General features: G+C 58.8%; 20 protein-coding genes. 13 read left to right on the plus strand and 7 right to left on the minus strand.

Annotated elements, in window-relative coordinates; all coding sequences use genetic code 11:
* Window positions 1–23: 23 nt before the first annotated feature.
* Both ACNYC6_RS07205 and ACNYC6_RS07210 read right to left on the minus strand, forming a co-directional pair.
* Window positions 24–731 (minus strand): OmpA family protein, encoded by a 708-nt coding sequence (locus tag ACNYC6_RS07205; RefSeq protein WP_419711715.1) that lies wholly within the window; start codon window positions 729–731, stop codon window positions 24–26.
* 89 nt (window positions 732–820) lie between these two features.
* Window positions 821–1510 (minus strand): OmpA family protein, encoded by a 690-nt coding sequence (locus ACNYC6_RS07210; protein ID WP_419711716.1) that lies wholly within the window; start codon window positions 1508–1510, stop codon window positions 821–823.
* A gap of 190 nt (window positions 1511–1700) precedes the next feature.
* On the opposite strand from ACNYC6_RS07210, the gene ACNYC6_RS07215 reads away from it, so the two are divergent.
* The 4 genes from ACNYC6_RS07215 to ACNYC6_RS07230 are packed head-to-tail and all read left to right on the plus strand — an operon-like array spanning window position 1701 to window position 3414.
* Entirely contained in the window at window positions 1701–2198 is a 498-nt protein-coding gene (locus ACNYC6_RS07215) for a DUF6231 family protein (protein ID WP_419711717.1), read from the plus strand.
* Window positions 2199–2202: 4 nt separating this feature from the next.
* Entirely contained in the window at window positions 2203–2679 is a 477-nt protein-coding gene (locus tag ACNYC6_RS07220; protein WP_419711718.1) for a YchJ family protein, read from the plus strand.
* 43 nt (window positions 2680–2722) lie between these two features.
* On the plus strand, window positions 2723–3208 hold the full coding sequence (locus tag ACNYC6_RS07225) for an LEA type 2 family protein (protein WP_419711719.1): 486 nt from the start codon (window positions 2723–2725) through the stop codon (window positions 3206–3208).
* 5 nt (window positions 3209–3213) lie between these two features.
* Entirely contained in the window at window positions 3214–3414 is a 201-nt protein-coding gene (locus ACNYC6_RS07230; RefSeq protein WP_034146774.1) for an SEC-C metal-binding domain-containing protein, read from the plus strand.
* A gap of 148 nt (window positions 3415–3562) precedes the next feature.
* Here the strand turns inward: ACNYC6_RS07230 and ACNYC6_RS07235 are convergent, their stop codons facing one another.
* Window positions 3563–4114: a cysteine hydrolase family protein gene (locus ACNYC6_RS07235; protein ID WP_419712923.1), complete on the minus strand. Its 552-nt coding sequence runs from the start codon at window positions 4112–4114 to the stop codon at window positions 3563–3565.
* A 137-nt stretch (window positions 4115–4251) separates the two neighbouring features.
* Here ACNYC6_RS07235 and ACNYC6_RS07240 point away from each other — a divergent pair, with 137 nt between their 5' ends.
* The 6 genes from ACNYC6_RS07240 (at window position 4252) to ACNYC6_RS07265 (ending at window position 11278) form a co-directional block, all read left to right on the plus strand.
* Complete coding sequence (locus ACNYC6_RS07240) at window positions 4252–6702, plus strand: penicillin acylase family protein (protein WP_419711720.1); 2451 nt, start codon at window positions 4252–4254, stop codon at window positions 6700–6702.
* A gap of 393 nt (window positions 6703–7095) precedes the next feature.
* Window positions 7096–7878 carry a transporter substrate-binding domain-containing protein gene (locus tag ACNYC6_RS07245; RefSeq protein WP_419711721.1) on the plus strand — a complete coding sequence of 261 codons (783 nt, stop codon included), beginning with the start codon at window positions 7096–7098 and terminating at the stop codon, window positions 7876–7878.
* A gap of 56 nt (window positions 7879–7934) precedes the next feature.
* Window positions 7935–8663 carry an ABC transporter permease gene (locus ACNYC6_RS07250; RefSeq protein WP_150704500.1) on the plus strand — a complete coding sequence of 243 codons (729 nt, stop codon included), beginning with the start codon at window positions 7935–7937 and terminating at the stop codon, window positions 8661–8663.
* A complete protein-coding gene (locus ACNYC6_RS07255; protein WP_419711722.1) occupies window positions 8660–9370 on the plus strand; it encodes an ABC transporter permease in 711 nt (236 codons plus the stop codon). Before ACNYC6_RS07250 ends, ACNYC6_RS07255 begins: the two co-directional genes overlap by 4 nt.
* An 11-nt stretch (window positions 9371–9381) precedes the next feature.
* Window positions 9382–10500, plus strand: a complete 1119-nt coding sequence (locus tag ACNYC6_RS07260) for a succinylglutamate desuccinylase/aspartoacylase family protein (protein WP_419711723.1) — start codon at window positions 9382–9384, stop codon at window positions 10498–10500.
* A gap of 13 nt (window positions 10501–10513) precedes the next feature.
* Window positions 10514–11278, plus strand: coding sequence for an ABC transporter ATP-binding protein (locus tag ACNYC6_RS07265; protein WP_419711724.1), 765 nt, complete (start codon window positions 10514–10516; stop codon window positions 11276–11278).
* Between the two features lie 45 nt (window positions 11279–11323).
* Here the strand turns inward: ACNYC6_RS07265 and ACNYC6_RS07270 are convergent, their stop codons facing one another.
* The 3 genes from ACNYC6_RS07270 to dcd form a co-directional block, all read right to left on the minus strand.
* Window positions 11324–11680 (minus strand): hypothetical protein, encoded by a 357-nt coding sequence (locus ACNYC6_RS07270; RefSeq protein ID WP_419711725.1) that lies wholly within the window; start codon window positions 11678–11680, stop codon window positions 11324–11326.
* Window positions 11681–11951: 271 nt separating this feature from the next.
* Window positions 11952–12161, minus strand: coding sequence for a hypothetical protein (locus tag ACNYC6_RS07275; RefSeq protein WP_419711726.1), 210 nt, complete (start codon window positions 12159–12161; stop codon window positions 11952–11954).
* A 107-nt stretch (window positions 12162–12268) separates the two neighbouring features.
* Window positions 12269–12835 (minus strand): dCTP deaminase, encoded by a 567-nt coding sequence (dcd, locus tag ACNYC6_RS07280; RefSeq protein WP_007940589.1) that lies wholly within the window; start codon window positions 12833–12835, stop codon window positions 12269–12271.
* Window positions 12836–13189: 354 nt separating this feature from the next.
* On the opposite strand from dcd, the gene ACNYC6_RS07285 reads away from it, so the two are divergent.
* The gene (locus ACNYC6_RS07285) at window positions 13190–13399 is read left to right on the plus strand and encodes a cold-shock protein (protein ID WP_002554837.1); all 210 of its coding nucleotides are present in this window, start codon (window positions 13190–13192) and stop codon (window positions 13397–13399) included.
* Window positions 13400–13556: 157 nt separating this feature from the next.
* Here the strand turns inward: ACNYC6_RS07285 and ACNYC6_RS07290 are convergent, their stop codons facing one another.
* Window positions 13557–14564, minus strand: a complete 1008-nt coding sequence (locus ACNYC6_RS07290) for a DUF481 domain-containing protein (protein ID WP_419711727.1) — start codon at window positions 14562–14564, stop codon at window positions 13557–13559.
* A gap of 146 nt (window positions 14565–14710) precedes the next feature.
* Between ACNYC6_RS07290 and ACNYC6_RS07295 the strand changes: the two genes are divergently transcribed.
* Both ACNYC6_RS07295 and ACNYC6_RS07300 read left to right on the plus strand, forming a co-directional pair.
* Complete coding sequence (locus ACNYC6_RS07295) at window positions 14711–15082, plus strand: MGMT family protein (protein WP_419712924.1); 372 nt, start codon at window positions 14711–14713, stop codon at window positions 15080–15082.
* A 44-nt stretch (window positions 15083–15126) separates the two neighbouring features.
* The gene (locus ACNYC6_RS07300; protein ID WP_419711728.1) at window positions 15127–16686 is read left to right on the plus strand and encodes an AmpG family muropeptide MFS transporter; all 1560 of its coding nucleotides are present in this window, start codon (window positions 15127–15129) and stop codon (window positions 16684–16686) included.
* Window position 16687: the final 1 nt, after the last annotated feature.

Consider the following 16687-nt stretch of genomic DNA (forward strand, 5'->3'; position numbering starts at 1 on the left):
GCTCGACAGCTCTATTCCGCGGCTCAGCGTTTGATATGCAACTCCACGCGACGGTTTTTCGCACGCCCCTCTTCGGTTTCGTTGTCGGCCACTGGCTGACTTTCACCTTTGCCTTCGCTGGTGAGTTTGTTCGGCGCCACGCCCTGGCCCAACAGGTACTCGGCAACGCTGTTGGCGCGACGTTCCGACAGAGCCTGGTTGTAAGTATCTACACCGACGCTGTCGGTATGCCCGATCACCTTGATGCTCACCACATCGGCGTCCAGCAATTTGCTCATGATCGTATCGAGCTCGCTTTGCGCGGTCGGCGTCAGGTCTGATTTATCGAAGCCAAAAAACACGTCATTGCTCAACGTGATGACTTCAGGCGCAACAGGTACCGCAGGGCTGGCCGGGTATTGCGGAAGCGGGCAACCGTGATGCTCCACAGGAGTATTGGCCGGTGTGTCGGGGCAGCGATCGCGCCGGTCGAAAACGCCATCGCCATCTTCATCACCATCCTGGGCATAGCAGATCAAACCACCGGTCAAGATACCGAGCGCCGCTCCACCGGCCGCCCAACCGCCACTTTCGATAGCGCCCAGGCCTCCACCGACCAGTCCGCCAATGAGGCTACAGATCGGCCAGGTTCGTTGATTGAGGGGGGCAGTGCCATCACTGTGAGTAGCGCAACCGGTCAACAGGCTGCCAAGCAGCAGAACCGGCAGGACGGTCCGTGTGAGGTTGGTCATTTTGAAAGCTCCTGTGTCACCGGCCAATGCCGGTTACACAGGAGTAAAGACCCGCATCCGCAACTGCACAAGCCGCGGATGCGAGGGACCTAGCGGTTGATTTTGATTTCAGTGCGACGGTTCATCGCGCGGCCGTCAGCGGTTTTGTTGTCGGCAACCGGCTGGCTTTCGCCCGCACCGGCAACAGACACGAAGCTGCTGCGTGGCACGCCTTCCTCAATCAGGTATTCAACCACCGAGTGGGCGCGTTTATCCGACAGTTTCTGGTTGTAAGCATCACTGCCCACGCTGTCGGTGTGACCGGTTACCGTCAATTGGGCGTTAGGTGCTTCCCCTTTCAGGCGAGTGGCGATCTTGTCGAGCACGCCTTTGTCAGCCTGGGTCAATGTAGCTTTATCGAACTGGAAGTGGACATCACGAATGACGATGGTTTCTTCCTTGACCACCACAACTTCTTCAACCACTGGAGCAGGTGGTGGGCAACCATCAGCATCGACCTGTACGCCTTTAGGCGTGCCCGGGCACTTGTCGCGACTATCCAGCACACCATCGCCGTCTTCGTCGCCATCGCCGTGAACCCAGCAATAGGCGGCCGCAGTACCACCGACAACCAATGCGCCCCAACCTGCCCACGACGAACTCTCGGTCGCACCGAGACCCGCACCTACGACACCGCCAACTGCCGCACAGGTCGGCCAGTCGGTTTTCTGCAAACCTGCGCAACCAGTCAACACACTGGTTAGCAGAACCAGGGGTAATGCTGTCCGAACTATGCTCATCTAGTTTTCTCCTTAAGGATCGGCTTAGAACCGATTCTGGGAGTAAAGACCGGAGTTTAATTCTCCGCCAGCAATAGGCCATTGCAGTTTTGTCCCGTGTTGACGGGAGATCGTCACTTTTGCGGCAAACCCGCTCTAGGCTCGAACTTGCGGGCAGGCTAGTCTTGGCAGATCTGAGTGAGGATTTTCAATGATTGCAGGTATTTCTTCGCGTACGCCACAACAGGCGCTGGCCGCTTTGCTGGACCGATACGCCCCTTCGCGCCTGTTGCTGATTGGTGCCAGCGAGTTCCCCGCACTTGAAGCCTTCAAGCTCGCGCACCCGGACAGCTGTGTGGCACACGCGGCGCCCGGGGCGCTGCCTGCCGAACTGGCGGCACGCCGGTTTGACCTGGCGCTGGTAGTCGATTGCCTCGAGCACCTGCCCAAGCGCGACGGTCTGAATTTGCTGGGCGGCATTCGTAACCTCAACGCCAGCCGCATCGCGGTATTGGCGGACTTGCCCGCCAGCGGCTGGCAGGAAACGGATTTTTTCTCCTTGGCCTTGCAAGCCAGTGAGCGCTTCCAGCGTGATGATCAAGTGTTGACCCTGTTCACCTATGATCTGCTTGACTACAAACAAGTACCTGACTGGCTCAATTCACGGTTCTGGGCCAATCCGGAAAACTTCGGGAAATATTGGTGGTAACGCAATGAGTACATCCATTTGCCCTTGCGGCAGCGGCACCCTGCTCGACGCCTGCTGCGGTCATTACCATACCGGCCACCCGGCCCCTTGCGCGGAAGCCTTGATGCGTTCGCGCTACAGCGCCTATGTGCTTGGCCTGATCGACTACCTGGTGGCAACGACCCTGCCCGCCCAGCAGTCCGGGCTCGATCGGCAATCGATCAGCGACTGGAGCGCGCAAAGTACCTGGCTCGGTCTTGAGGTGGAAAGCTCGGAAGTGCTCGGTGGCCAGCCGGAACACGCATTCGTGACGTTCACCGCACGCTGGCACGACGGCAGTGGCGAACACAGTCATCGCGAACGTTCATCGTTCGTACAGAACGCTGGGCGCTGGTACTTCATCGACCCGACCGTGGCACTCGACATCGGACGCAACGACGCCTGCCCGTGCGCCAGCGGGCAGAAGTTCAAGAAATGCTGCTCGGGGTATTTCGGCAGTTGAGGTGATGCTTTTAAAAGATCGGGCTCAAGGGAGAGGAACGACCATGATCACCCGGCGACTCGCACAATGTCTGCTCACGCTTGCCCTTTGTCTGGCGCTCGGCGGCTGCGCGTCCTGGTTCAGCAATGACGAGCCAGACCCCGAGGTGCATCTGGCCAGGGTGGAAGTGGTGCGGGCCAAGCTGCTGGAGCAGCGTTTCATCCTGCACTTTCGCATCGACAACCGCAGCGAAAACGAGCTGACCGTGCGCGGCCTGGAGTATCGCATTCACCTGGGCGACATCCTGCTGGCCGATGGCGCGCATGAACACTGGATGACCATCGGCCCCAAGGCCAGCCGCTCTTACCGGGTGCCGATCCGCACTAATCTGTGGCCCAAGGTCAAGGATCTGGTCAAACAGCTGAAAAATCCCGAGCGGGCCATTCCCTATCGTCTGGAAGGTGAGATGGAAACCGGTTTATTCATCGCTCACTACGTGCACCTGGCGCGTAATGGCGTGATAATCCCCGCCGATCTAATTCCGGAGTAACCCCGATGACCCAGCAACCCCATGTCCATGGCCCAGATTGCAACCACGATCATGACCACCATGATCACGACCATGGCCATGTCCACGGCCCGAACTGCGGCCACGCCCACCAGGAGCCGGTGCGCAACGCCCTGAAAGACGTTGGCCGCAACGACCCTTGCCCATGCGGCAACGGCAAGAAATTCAAGAAGTGCCACGGCGCTTGATGCGTCGGGCGAAGAGTTTCTTCGCCGGTTGAATCGCCATTGCGAGCAGGCTCGCACACACTTGATCTGCGCCGAACACATGTTGTGTGCACGCAAGAGATTCAATGTGGGTGCGAGCCTGCTCTCGAAGAGGCCCGCACAGTCAGCATTAATTCAGAATCTGCGCACTACTGACCACCGTCGCATACTCCCCATGCAAGTTCCCCAGCGACATTGCGTGTACCTCCTCGGCTGAGCGGGCATGCCCGAAAAAGTCGGCCTTGTCGAAGGTAAAGCACGCATCCTCGACCACCCAGGTATCGAACCCCAGATTGCCCGCCGTACGCGCCGTGGATTCCACTGAGTTGTGGGTCGCCACGCCAACGATGATCAGTTGCCCGATCCCCGTCCCGAGCAACAGAGCCTCCAGCCCCGTCGAACAAAACGCATCCGGCACCTGTTTTTGAATCAGATGCTCACCCGGCAATGGTAGAAATCGCTCCTGAAATTCCACGCCCGACTGCTGCGGCCAGAACACTGAATCTTCCGATCGCGACAAGTGCTGCACATGAATGATCGGTCGCCCGCTGCGCCGCCATTGGCCCAGCAGTTCCAGCATGCGGTCCTCGGCCTCGGGATTATTCCGGCGGCCGAGCCTGGGGTGCAGGATGCCTTTCTGTTGATCAATGATGATCAGCGCTGCGTTTGCCATTAACTCCATACCGAAGACTCTCCCTGACCATTGGTCGCTGAACTTATCAGACAAATCCTGAAATAACCTTGTACCCCGCTTGCGCGCCCACCTCCCGCTCACTAACGTAGCGCCTTTACTGACGCTACCCCCGCAGGAGCTTTGCCATGGCCTCGCCAGCCCTTACACATTTTCTACCCCGGTTCGGCGTTGCCGCAGCAGTGGCGGGGGTTTTGAGCCTGACCGGTTGTCAGAGCTTCAACGCCCAGGACACCCTTACACCGACCTCCGGCGTACAGCCGCTGAAGGGGCTGGCGCAGAACGTTTCGGTGCGCCGCAATGCCATGGGCATGCCGTTGATCGAAAGCAGCACGTTCCACGACGCGCTGTTCAGCCTCGGTTATGTGCACGCCAGCGACCGAATCACACAAATGGTCACCCTGCGTTTGCTGGCTCAGGGTCGTCTGGCTGAAATGCACGGTGCGGACCTGCTGGACGCCGACCGCTACATGCGCGCGGTCAATCTGAAGAAAAGCGCTGGTGAGCTGTACAAAGCGTCTTCGCCGCGCCTCAAGCGTTTCTTCGAAGTCTATGCTCGCGGGGTCAACGCTTACCTGTTCCGCTACCGCGACAAGTTGCCGGCGGACCTCGCCGCCAGCGGCTACAAACCTGAATACTGGCAACCGGAAGATTCGGCGCTGATTTTCTGCCTGTTGAACTTCAGCCAGTCCGCCAACCTGCCGGAAGAGATTTCCGCGCTGGTGCTCGCGCAAACCATCACCACCGACAAACTGCCGTGGCTGACGCCGTCCGCTCCTGACGAAAAATTGCCATTGGCTGAAAGCGAAAAGCTGCAAGGCATCAACCTCAACGGACAAATTCCGGGGCTGGCCGACATCAGCAAAGCCACAGGCCAGCTCTCTGATCTGAATCTGCTCGGTGCCACTTCGTCGAACAACTGGGCGATCGCCCCGCAACGCAGCCGCAGCGGTAAAAGTCTGCTGGCCAGCGACAGCCATGGCCCGATGGGCGTGCCGTCATTGTTCAGCTATGTGCAGATTCGCGCGCCGAAGTATCAGGCTTCCGGCGTGACCATCGCCGGGTTGCCAATGGTGCTGGGCGGGTTCAACGGTAAAGTGGCGTGGAGCACGACCAGCGTCATGGGCGACAACCAGGACCTGTTCCTGGAAAAAATCCGCCGCCAGGGCAATGATCTCGCCTACGAAACCAACGGCAAATGGCAGCCGGCGATCGTGCGTAACGAAACCTATTTCGTCAAAGGCCAGCGACCGATTCGCGAAGCGGTGTACGAAACACGCCATGGCCCACTACTCAACAGCGCCCAAGGCCTGGCACAAGGAAGCGGTTTCGGCCTGGCGTTGCAGACGCCGAACTTCACCGACGACAGGAGCCTGGACGCGTTTTTCGACCTGTCCCGTGCGCAGAGTGTCGAAAAAGCCTCGGACGCCAGCCGCGAGATCCGCGCCATCGCCTTGAACCTGGTGTTTGCCGATGCCAGCAACATCGGCTGGCAAGTCACCGGCCGCTACCCGAATCGCCGCGAAGGCGAAGGCCTGCTGCCTTCGCCGGGCTGGGAAGATCGCTACGATTGGGACGGTTACGCCGACCCGATGCTGCACCCCTACGATCAAGACCCGGCGCAAGGCTGGCTCGGCACCGCCAACCAGCGGGTCATTCCCCATGGCTATGGCATGCAGCTGTCCAACTCCTGGTCGGCCCCGGAACGTGGCGAACGTCTGGCGGAACTGGCCGGTGCGGGCAAACATGACACCCGCAGCCTGATCGCCATGCAATACGACCAGACCACCACCTTCGCCGCCAAACTGAAGAAGATGTTCGAAGCACCGGGCATGGCCCAGCCGCTCAAACAGGCGATCGAAGCCCTGCCGGTGGCGGATCGCGGCAAGGCGCGTGAGGCGTTGACGCGCTTGATGGCGTTCGACGGCAAACTGGCCCCGACCTCCACCGACGCGGCGATCTACGAGCTGTTCTTGCAAGAAAGCATGAAGCAGATTTTCCTCGATGAACTGGGCCCGGAAAGCAGCCCGGCCTGGAAAGCCTTCGTCGCCAATGGCAAATTGTCCTATGCCGCCCAGGCCGATCACCTGCTGGGCTGCGAAGACAGTCCGTTCTGGGACGATGCTCGCACCGCTCAGAAAGAAGACAAACCGGCGATCCTCGCTCGCAGCCTCGCAGCGGCCATTACTGCAGGCGACAGCCAGTTGGGTGGCGATCACAAAGCCTGGCAGTGGGGCAAATTGCACCGCTATGAATGGAAGAACGCCAATGGCCAGACCGTGCGCGGTCCGGTACCGGCGGGCGGCGATCACACCACGCTCAATACTGCCGCGTTCGCTTGGGGTCAGGACTTCAATACGACGCTGGCACCGGCCATGCGCTTTATCGTCGACTTCGGCCAACCCGAACCGCTGATGAGCCAGAACGCCACCGGCCAGTCCGGCAACCCAGCCAGCCCGAACTACCTGAACAGCATCGAACCGTGGCTCAAGGGGCAGTATCAGAGCTTGCCGATGCAGCCGCAGAACTTCGACAAGGTGTACGGGACCAAACGTTTGACCCTGACACCGGGTAAATAAGATCAAGAGATCGCAGCCTGCGGCAACTCCTGCAGAGATCGGTGCAGGAGCTGTCGCAGGCTGCGATCTTTTGCTTTTTGATCCCGGAAAATCGATAGAACTTCTCTCCCCGCGCCCTGGGACGGCTTGCCCGACGCCAGCGAACGCACACTGGTGCCCTTTGCCAAAGCCTGTTCCGGACTGACCGATGAAGAGATGCGAGAACCAAAAGAGTGCGGGTCTTCCAAGGCGCCCATTTTCGTGCACTAATCCCATCCCGGCGATTTCCTGAATGCCTGTTAAACGCTTGTTCGGCACTCTGGTTCGGAAATTGCTACTTTCATTAGGTCTTACGCTTACCAGTAACAATAATTCTGCGCCACAAGCGCTCATATTGGTTTTAGGGAATAAATAATGAAAAAAGCATTGCTGACCCTTTCTGCACTGGCGTTGTGCATGGCCGCTGGCTCCGCCATGGCAAAGGAATACAAAGAATTGCGTTTTGGCGTTGACCCTTCCTACGCACCGTTCGAGTCGAAAGCGGCCGACGGGAACCTGGTGGGTTTCGACATCGATCTGGGTAACGCAATCTGCGCCGAGCTGAAGGTCAAGTGCAAATGGGTCGAAAGCGATTTCGACGGGATGATTCCTGGCCTCAAGGCCAATAAATTCGACGGCGTGATCTCTTCGATGACCGTCACCGAAGCCCGCGAAAAAGTCATCGACTTCTCCAGCGAGCTGTTCTCCGGCCCAACCGCTTACGTGTCCAAGAAAGGTTCCGGCATCACCGCCGACGTCGCTTCGCTGAAGGGCAAAACCGTTGGCTACGAACAAGGCACCATCCAGGAAGCCTATGCCAAAGCCGTTCTGGACAAGGCAGGCGTGAAAACCCAGGCCTATCAGAACCAGGACCAGGTGTATTCCGACCTGACTTCCGGTCGTCTCGACGCTGGCATCCAGGACATGCTGCAAGCCGAACTGGGCTTCCTCAAGTCCCCACAAGGTGCCGACTACGACGTCAGCAAGCCAGTTGACAACGCTTTGCTCCCAGCCAAGACAGCGGTCGGTATTAAGAAAGGTAACACCGAGCTGAAAGCACTTTTGGATAAAGGTATCAAAGCGTTACACGATGATGGCACCTACGCCACCATTCAGAAGAAACACTTTGGCGATCTGAATCTGTACAGCGGCAAATAATGCCCGGCGCCCATCTCGCGATGGGCGCTTTTTTCACCCGATCAGGTTGCTGATTTATGTTCGAAAACCTCTTACAAAATCTGGGGCTCTCAGCCTTCAGCCTCAAGGGCTTCGGTCCTTTGCTGATGGAAGGCACCTGGATGACCATCAAATTATCGGCGATGTCGCTGCTGGTGGCCGTGTTGCTCGGCCTGCTCGGCGCCAGTGCCAAACTGTCAAAAGTCAAACTGCTGCGCCTGGTTGCCCAGTGCTACACCACGCTGATTCGCGGGGTGCCGGACCTGGTGCTGATGCTGTTGATTTTCTACAGCCTGCAAACCTGGCTGACGTCGCTCACCGACTACATGGAATGGGAATACATCGAGATCAACCCGTTCAGCGCCGGGGTACTGACCCTGGGCTTCATTTACGGCGCGTATTTCACCGAGACATTCCGCGGCGCCATCCTTGCCGTGCCTCGCGGCCAGGTTGAAGCGGCCACCGCCTACGGCCTCAAGCGCGGCCAGCGTTTTCGCATCGTGGTGTTCCCGCAGATGATGCGCTATGCCCTGCCGGGTATTGGCAACAACTGGATGGTCATGCTCAAGGCCACTGCGCTGGTGTCGATCATCGGCCTCGCCGATCTGGTCAAGGCTGCCCAGGACGCCGGTAAAAGCAGCTATCAACTGTTCTACTTCCTGGTGCTCGCGGCCTTGATCTATCTGCTGATCACCAGTGCCTCCAACTTCATTCTGCGCTGGCTCGAACGCCGCTACGCCGCCGGTACCCGGGAGGCCGTACGATGATCGAACTTCTGCAGGAATACTGGAGACCCTTCCTCTACAGTGACGGCCAAAACATCACCGGTCTGGCGATGACCATGTGGTTGCTCAGCGCGTCGATCTTCATCGGTTTCATCGTCTCGATTCCGCTGTCGATCGCCCGTGTTTCGCCGCACTTCTACATTCGCTGGCCGGTGCAGTTCTACACCTACCTGTTCCGTGGCACGCCGCTCTATATCCAGTTGCTGATCTGCTACACCGGGATCTACAGCCTGGCCGCCGTGCGCGCGCAACCGGTGCTCGACAGTTTCTTCCGCGACGCGATGAACTGCACCATCCTGGCGTTCGCCCTGAATACCTGCGCCTACACCACGGAGATTTTCGCCGGGGCGATTCGCAGCATGGCCCATGGTGAAGTCGAAGCGGCCAAGGCCTACGGCCTGACAGGCTGGAAGTTGTATGCCTACGTGATCATGCCTTCGGCTCTGCGTCGTTCGCTGCCGTACTACAGCAACGAAGTGATCCTGATGCTGCACTCGACCACCGTGGCGTTCACCGCAACCATCCCGGACATTTTGAAAGTCGCTCGGGACGCCAACTCGGCGACCTTCCTGACCTTTCAGTCGTTCGGTATTGCCGCGCTGATCTACCTGTCCGTCACCTTTGCGCTGGTCGGCCTGTTCCGTCTCGCCGAACGTCGCTGGCTAGCCTTCCTTGGTCCGACCCACTAGGATTTTTCGCAATGCGCCACCAGATTCACGACCTGCTGGCCCCGCTGCCGGGGACAGCACGACAGATCCACAGCTTCCACTTCGGGCCGGCATCGGCCCAAGGCAAAATCTACATCCAGGCTTCCCTGCACGCCGATGAAATGCCCGGCATGCTGGTCGCCTGGCACCTCAAGCAGCGTCTGGCGGAGCTGGAAGCCGCAGGTCGCCTGCGCAGCGAAATCGTCCTGGTGCCGGTGGCCAACCCCGTCGGCCTGGAACAAGTGCTGATGGACGTGCCGCTGGGTCGCTATGAGCTGGAAAGCGGGCAGAACTTCAACCGCTGGTTCGTCGACTTGAGCGAAGAGGTCGGCAACGAGATCGAAGGCCAACTCGGCGACGACTCGCAACACAACCTCGAACTGATCCGCAACAGCCTGCGCAATGCACTGGCGCGCCAGACTCCCGGCACTCAGTTGCAATCCCAACGCCTGACCCTGCAACGGCTGGCCTGCGATGCCGACATGGTGCTGGACCTGCATTGCGATTTCGAAGCCGTCGCGCACCTGTACACCACGCCCGAGGCCTGGCCACAGGTCGAGCCGCTGGCCCGCTACATCGGCGCAGAAGCCAGTCTGCTGGCCACTGATTCTGGCGGTCAGTCGTTCGATGAATGCTTCACTTTGCTCTGGTGGCAGCTCAAAGAGCGCTTCGGTGAACACTTCGACATTCCACCGGGGAGTTTTTCGGTCACGGTCGAACTGCGCGGCCAAGGCGACGTCAATCACCCGCTGGCCAGTCTCGACAGCCAGGCACTGATCGAATACCTGATTCACTTCGGCGCGATTGCCGGCGAACCGGCGCCATTGCCCGACCTGCCCTACCCGGCTACACCGCTGGCCGGTGTTGAACCCGTAGCAACGCCGGTCGGCGGGCTGCTGGTGTTCACCGCGCTGCCCGGGGAATACCTGGAGGCCGGACAACTGATCGCCGAAATCATCGACCCGATCCTTGACCGCGTCACCCCCGTGCACTGCACCGCCGCCGGGCTGATGTACGCCCGTTCGCTGCGCCGCATGGCCACCGCCGGCATGGTGATCGCCCACGTCGCGGGCGCCGAAGCCTATCGCAGCGGCTACCTACTTTCGCCTTGAGGATGCTTGTTCCATGTACAAACTGACCATCGAAGGCCTGCATAAAAGCTATGGCGATCATGAGGTGCTCAAAGGCGTTTCGCTCAAGGCCCACACCGGCGACGTCATCAGCCTGATTGGCGCCAGCGGCTCGGGTAAAAGTACCTTTCTGCGCTGCATCAACTTTCTCGAACAACCCAATGACGGCGCCATGAGCCTCGACGGCCAGGCGATCCGCATGGTCAAGGATCGTCACGGCATGCACGTCGCCGATCCCGACGAGCTGCAACGGATCCGCACCCGTCTGGCCATGGTGTTCCAGCATTTCAACCTGTGGAGCCACATGACCGTGCTGGAAAACATCACCATGGCCCCGCGCCGGGTGCTGGGTTGCAGCAAGCAGGAAGCCGAAGACCGTGCCCGTCGTTACCTGGACAAGGTCGGCCTGCCGGCGCGCGTGGCCGATCAGTACCCGGCGTTCCTGTCTGGCGGCCAGCAACAACGCGTGGCGATTGCCCGGGCCTTGGCCATGGAACCGGAAGTCATGCTGTTCGACGAACCGACGTCGGCCCTGGACCCGGAACTGGTCGGTGAAGTGCTGAAGGTGATCCAGGGTCTGGCTGAAGAAGGTCGGACCATGATCATGGTCACCCACGAAATGAGCTTCGCACGCAAAGTCTCCAGCCAGGTGCTGTTCCTGCACCAAGGCCTGGTAGAAGAAGAAGGCGCGCCGGAAGACGTGCTGGGTAATCCGAAGAGTGAGCGTTTGAAGCAATTCCTGAGCGGCAATCTGAAGTAATACGCCTTGCAAGAGCTGCCGCAGGCTGCGGCAGCTCTTGCAGGATTAGATACTCGCTTCGTACTCCAGCCTGAAGCTACCGTTCTCCACCTGCATGCCATCGGCATCAAGCCCGCTGAAGCTACCGGCAAATTGCGTATCCCCGCCTACCATCAACTCAAGCGTGCCTCGATACAGCTCCGCTTCAGAATGACCTGTCACATGAATAATCATGGGGGACCGTTCACTCAGCCCCAGACTGTAGCTACCGGATTGCATTCCGACCGGCAGATACACGTAAAACTCGTTCCCTTCGCCGTTACTGGCCTCGATACAGTGCAGACCATTGCGTTCATAGTGATAGAGCCCTTGCGTCACCCGAAACTCTATTGCTCCGCTCGCCGTGATCACATTGGCACTCAAACGTCCCGTTCGATTCGTACTCACCCTGAAATTCCCTTTTCATATTGTTGTGCGCGGGCCTTTGCACAAGGTCTTGGGCGCGTGCAAAACCGAAATGAAACCACGGCTGCTCCGCCGATTGGTTTCAACGGCAAACACAGTTATTTCCGAATATGAGAAGTCAGGATCAGAGCTGTAAACGGCAACCGTTTGGTAAACGGAAAATGCAAACAAGGCCAATGCCCGAAGAGCGAAAACGAACTCGGGGCACTGACCTTGTTACAAGCCGGATTCAGGCGACAGGGGCAGGAGGCGGCTCATCCGGCAACGTTGGTTCGCCAGGCTCGGTAGGTTGTTCGTTCGGAGTATCTGGATCGGGTTGACCGGGGATCCCGCCAGCCTGGACGACCGAGGGATACGCCAACAAGGACCAGGCCAGCACGCCCACTTGATTGGGTTCAAGCCTTGCCAGTTCGGCACTTATTCGCGGATCGATCTTCATAACGCACTCCTGAGCGATGGCCCGGTCCGCCTTGCGCGAATCGGAGCAGTACACTCCATAGAGTGTACGCTCGCTCAGGAATTCCCACTTTTTGTCAGACGGCTGACTCAGGTCCGTGGCAGGGTCACGCCACGCTGGCCCTGATACTTGCCGCCGCGATCCTTGTAGGACACTTCACACTCTTCGTCAGACTCAAGGAACAGCATCTGCGCCACGCCTTCGTTGGCGTAGATTTTCGCCGGCAGATTGGTGGTGTTCGAGAATTCCAGGGTCACATGACCTTCCCACTCGGGCTCGAGCGGTGTGACGTTGACGATGATGCCGCAGCGCGCGTAGGTGCTTTTACCCAGGCAGATGGTCAATACATTGCGCGGAATGCGGAAGTATTCGACGGTACTGGCCAGGGCGAAGGAGTTCGGCGGAATGATGCACACGTCGCTGTGGATATCGACGAAGCTGCCGGCATCGAAGTTTTTTGGGTCGACGATGGCCGAATTGATGTTGGTGAACACTTTGAAGTGATTGGTGCAACGTACATCGTAGCCGTAGCTGGACACGCCGTAGGAGATCACACGGCTATCGTCGCTGCCACGCATCTGACGCTCTACGAACGGCTCGATCATGCCGTGCTCTTGCGCCATGCGGCGAATCCACTTGTCCGATTTGATGCTCATGGCGGGTGTCCTGAATAGCGAGGTGGAAAAAATCTGTCCGGCATCTTACCGGGGCGCGCCGCCGGGTTCAAAGTGCCGCACACAATTCTCGACGATACTGCCGGATTTGCGCAGCTTCGAAGCAATACGGTGCACCGTCGATCACGAAAACCGAGAAACCTTCGCAAGAAGCATTGGCACGTTCCGGAAAAAGGGTTAAGGTGGCGCCACTGTGCTGCTTGTGTCACTGAGAATCTCTACACGATATGTTGAATTTCGATCCAACCATCTACAAGAATTTTTCCTGCTCTTTGCACTCAGTCTCGGCCAGGGTTCTTCCTGAGTCGCAGTTATCTTTGTTCAAGGAGTTACACCATGTCTAATCGCCAAACCGGTACCGTTAAGTGGTTCAACGATGAAAAAGGCTTCGGCTTCATCACTCCACAATCCGGTGACGACTTGTTCGTTCACTTCAAAGCTATCCAATCCGACGGCTTCAAAAGCCTGAAAGAAGGCCAACAGGTTTCTTTCATCGCTACCCGCGGTCAGAAAGGCATGCAAGCTGAAGAAGTTCAAGTTATCTAACTTGTACTTGCTTTAGTAAAAAGCCCCGCCCTCAAAAGCGGGGCTTTTTTGTGTCTGCAGGTTTTTCGCAGGCGAAAAAAGATCGCAGCCTTCGGCAGCCCCTACAAGGTTGTGTGTACACCTGTGGAGTTGCCGAAGGCTGCGATCTTTTTGGTGTTTACCAGGTCACGCCAAACCCGGCGGTATAGCGGGTCTTGTCCAGATCGGCATCATCCGTACCCTCAATGATGTTGCGCTCAGCCTTGAGATTGAGCGAAGCCCAGTCCGTCACCTTGTAACGCAGGCCGATTTCCGAATCCAGCGCGTACTCAGCCACACCCGACAACGGCTTGCCCACCTCGCCATTGGTGAAGAACTCTACCTTCTTGCCAATCAGGTAGCGGTTGTAGTCCCACTTCATGGCCACGGAGTAGAAGTTCTCCTTGCTGCCGTCGGCGAACTCGTAATCCGTGCGGTTGACCAGCGAACCGAGGGAGAACGCCCCCAGTTCGTCATCCCAGAACTGGTACCCCGGACCGGTACCGACCGTGCGCTGGCGGGACAGGTCTTCAACCTTGTCGCGCTTGTAGACCATACGCCCCTGCCAGAACCATTTATCGGTCAGGAAGCGGTCGAGAGAGTACTCGCCCCGCCAGTTGTCCGTGGTGACCACGTCATCCTGGAATTCGCGGTTGTACTCGCCTTCCGCCGTGTGCCGCCAACGACCATGGCGCGCAGTGGTCTTGAAGTCGATGTCGTAATCGTCGGTGTCCTTGTCGGCGCGCTGGTAATCCAGCGCTGCATCGATATTGCCCTTCCACACCAGATCCTCGACCACCGGCTTGGGCTTGAGCATCTGCTGGATACTCGCCAGCTCCACGGTTTTTGGCGCATCACCGTTGGCCAGGGTCACCTTGCCGTCCTCCGCCGCGTGCAGCGACTTGGCCACTTCGCCGGTATAGGCATCCTGCTTGACCAACAAGTGCTGATCACTCTCCAGGGTTTTCACCTTGCTCCAATCGATCGGCACAGCGCCGGCGTACTCGGTCTGGACCAACAGCTTGCCGCCATCAAACAGAATGATCTTGCCGCTCAACTTGTCACCGTTCTTCAACCAGACGGTATCCGCGAGCAAGGGAGTGGAAGCACTGACGACAGCGAGGCACAGCAGGGTTCTGGACAACATAAGCAAATACAGGCTCAAGTTCGCGAAAAAAAGTCGGCATTATCCGCAGGAATAAGGCCCTAGCAAGGACTGACCCGACTATTTCTATTGAGTTCATTTCTCAACTGGCGATCCAGGATTTACTCTACGGACGGTACTGCGAATTTATTCAGGGAACTGCGCACGTGATCGAAACAACGGCTGAACCCGAAAGCGCTGCTCAAATCCGACGCACGGCGCTCTATCTGACCCTGGCCCAAGTGCCCGAAGGCAAAGTGGTGAGTTATGGTCAGTTGGCGGAGCTGGCCGGTCTGGGTCGGGCGGCGCGCTGGGTTGGACGAACCTTGAGCCAGCTGCCCGGCGACAGCAAATTACCCTGGCACCGTGTACTGGGCGCCGGTGGGCGCATCAGCCTCCCCGCCGGCAGCCCATCGGGGGACGAACAACGCGCGCGATTGCGCATGGAGGGCATCAGTATCCTGAATAATCGTGTTGATATTCAGCGCCATGGGTGGCGCCCGGTAGAGCACAGCGGTTAGAGTGCGCGCTTTGTTTCCGTATTTCTTGAGGCAGACTCCAGCCCATGCCCCGTAAAACCTGGCGCGCCGCGCTTGCTGCCTATGCCAGCCCCTCGACGCTTGTACTGCTATTGCTGGGATTCGCTGCCGGCCTGCCCTACATGCTGGTGTTCTCAACACTGTCGGTCTGGTTGCGTGAAGCCGGCGTGGCGCGCGAAACCATCGGCTATGCAAGCCTGATCGGTCTGGCCTACGCCTTTAAATGGGTCTGGTCACCGTTGCTTGACCAATGGCGCCTGCCCTTACTCGGCAAGCTCGGCCGACGCCGCTCATGGCTGGTGCTTTCCCAGGCACTGGTGATCCTTGGCCTGATCGGCATGGGGTTCTGCGACCCGCAAAAGCATTTGTCCTGGCTGATCGCCATCGCGGTAGTCGTTGCGTTCGCCTCCGCGACGCAAGACATTGCCGTAGACGCCTATCGCCTGGAAATCGCCGAAGACAATCGCCAGGCCGCTCTGGCCGCCAGTTACATGTCCGGTTATCGAATCGCAGCACTGCTGGCTACGGCGGGCGCGCTGTACTTCGCCGAAGGCTTCGGCTCCACCGGCTTCAACTACAAGCACTCGGCCTGGGCCGGCACTTACATCCTGTTCGGGGTGTTGATGGTCCCCGCGTTGCTGACCTCCCTGTTCATGCGCGAACCGCCGGTGCCGCTGCGCACGCAATTGCAGGCCGGGCGCTACAGCTTCGTGCATCAACTGGCCTCGGTATTCGTGCTGATCGTATTACTGGTGTCCGTGCCGGCCATGTTCACCCAGCTCTACAACACCGACTTCGCCAGCGTGCTGTTCGAAGGCGTGAGCCTGCTGGACCTGCTACTCCAGGATCGCGCCTTCCTGCGAGCGATCCTCTACACCACGCTCACAGCCCTGTGCCTGTCAGCCATGGGCCGTCGTGGCCTGGCGCCGGTGCTGACCCCGGTCAACGACTTCATTCTGCGTTATCGCTGGCAAGCGCTGCTGTTGCTTGGTCTGATCGCCACCTATCGGATGTCCGATACGGTCATGGGCGTGATGGCCAACGTGTTCTACATTGACCAGGGTTTCACCAAGGACCAGATCGCCAGCGTCAGTAAAATTTTCGGCCTGATTATGACCTTGGTCGGCGCCGGTATGGGCGGCCTGCTGATCGTGCGTTTCGGCATCCTGCCGATCCTGTTCATCGGCGGAGTGGCCTCCGCAGCGACCAATATCCTGTTCCTGATGCTCGCCGACATGGGCGCCAACCTGAACATGCTGATCCTGACCATTTCTCTGGACAACTTCAGTTCAGGCCTGGCGACCTCGGCATTCGTGGCTTACTTGTCGAGCCTGACCAACCTCAAATTCTCCGCCACCCAATACGCCCTGCTCAGCTCGATCATGCTCTTGCTGCCACGCCTGATCGGCGGGTATTCCGGGGTCATGGTGGAAAAATTCGGTTATCACAATTTCTTCCTGATCACCGCCCTCCTGGGTGTTCCGACACTGGTGCTGATCGCCTTGCACTGGTTCCAGGAAAGCCGCCGCGAAGGCCCGACACCCAGCCCGGACCCCGTACCGACCCAGGTCGCAGAGGAATCGTAGG

The organism is Pseudomonas sp. NFX224, assembly GCF_048565165.1.
In the GTDB taxonomy this organism is placed as follows: Bacteria; Pseudomonadota; Gammaproteobacteria; order Pseudomonadales; family Pseudomonadaceae; genus Aquipseudomonas.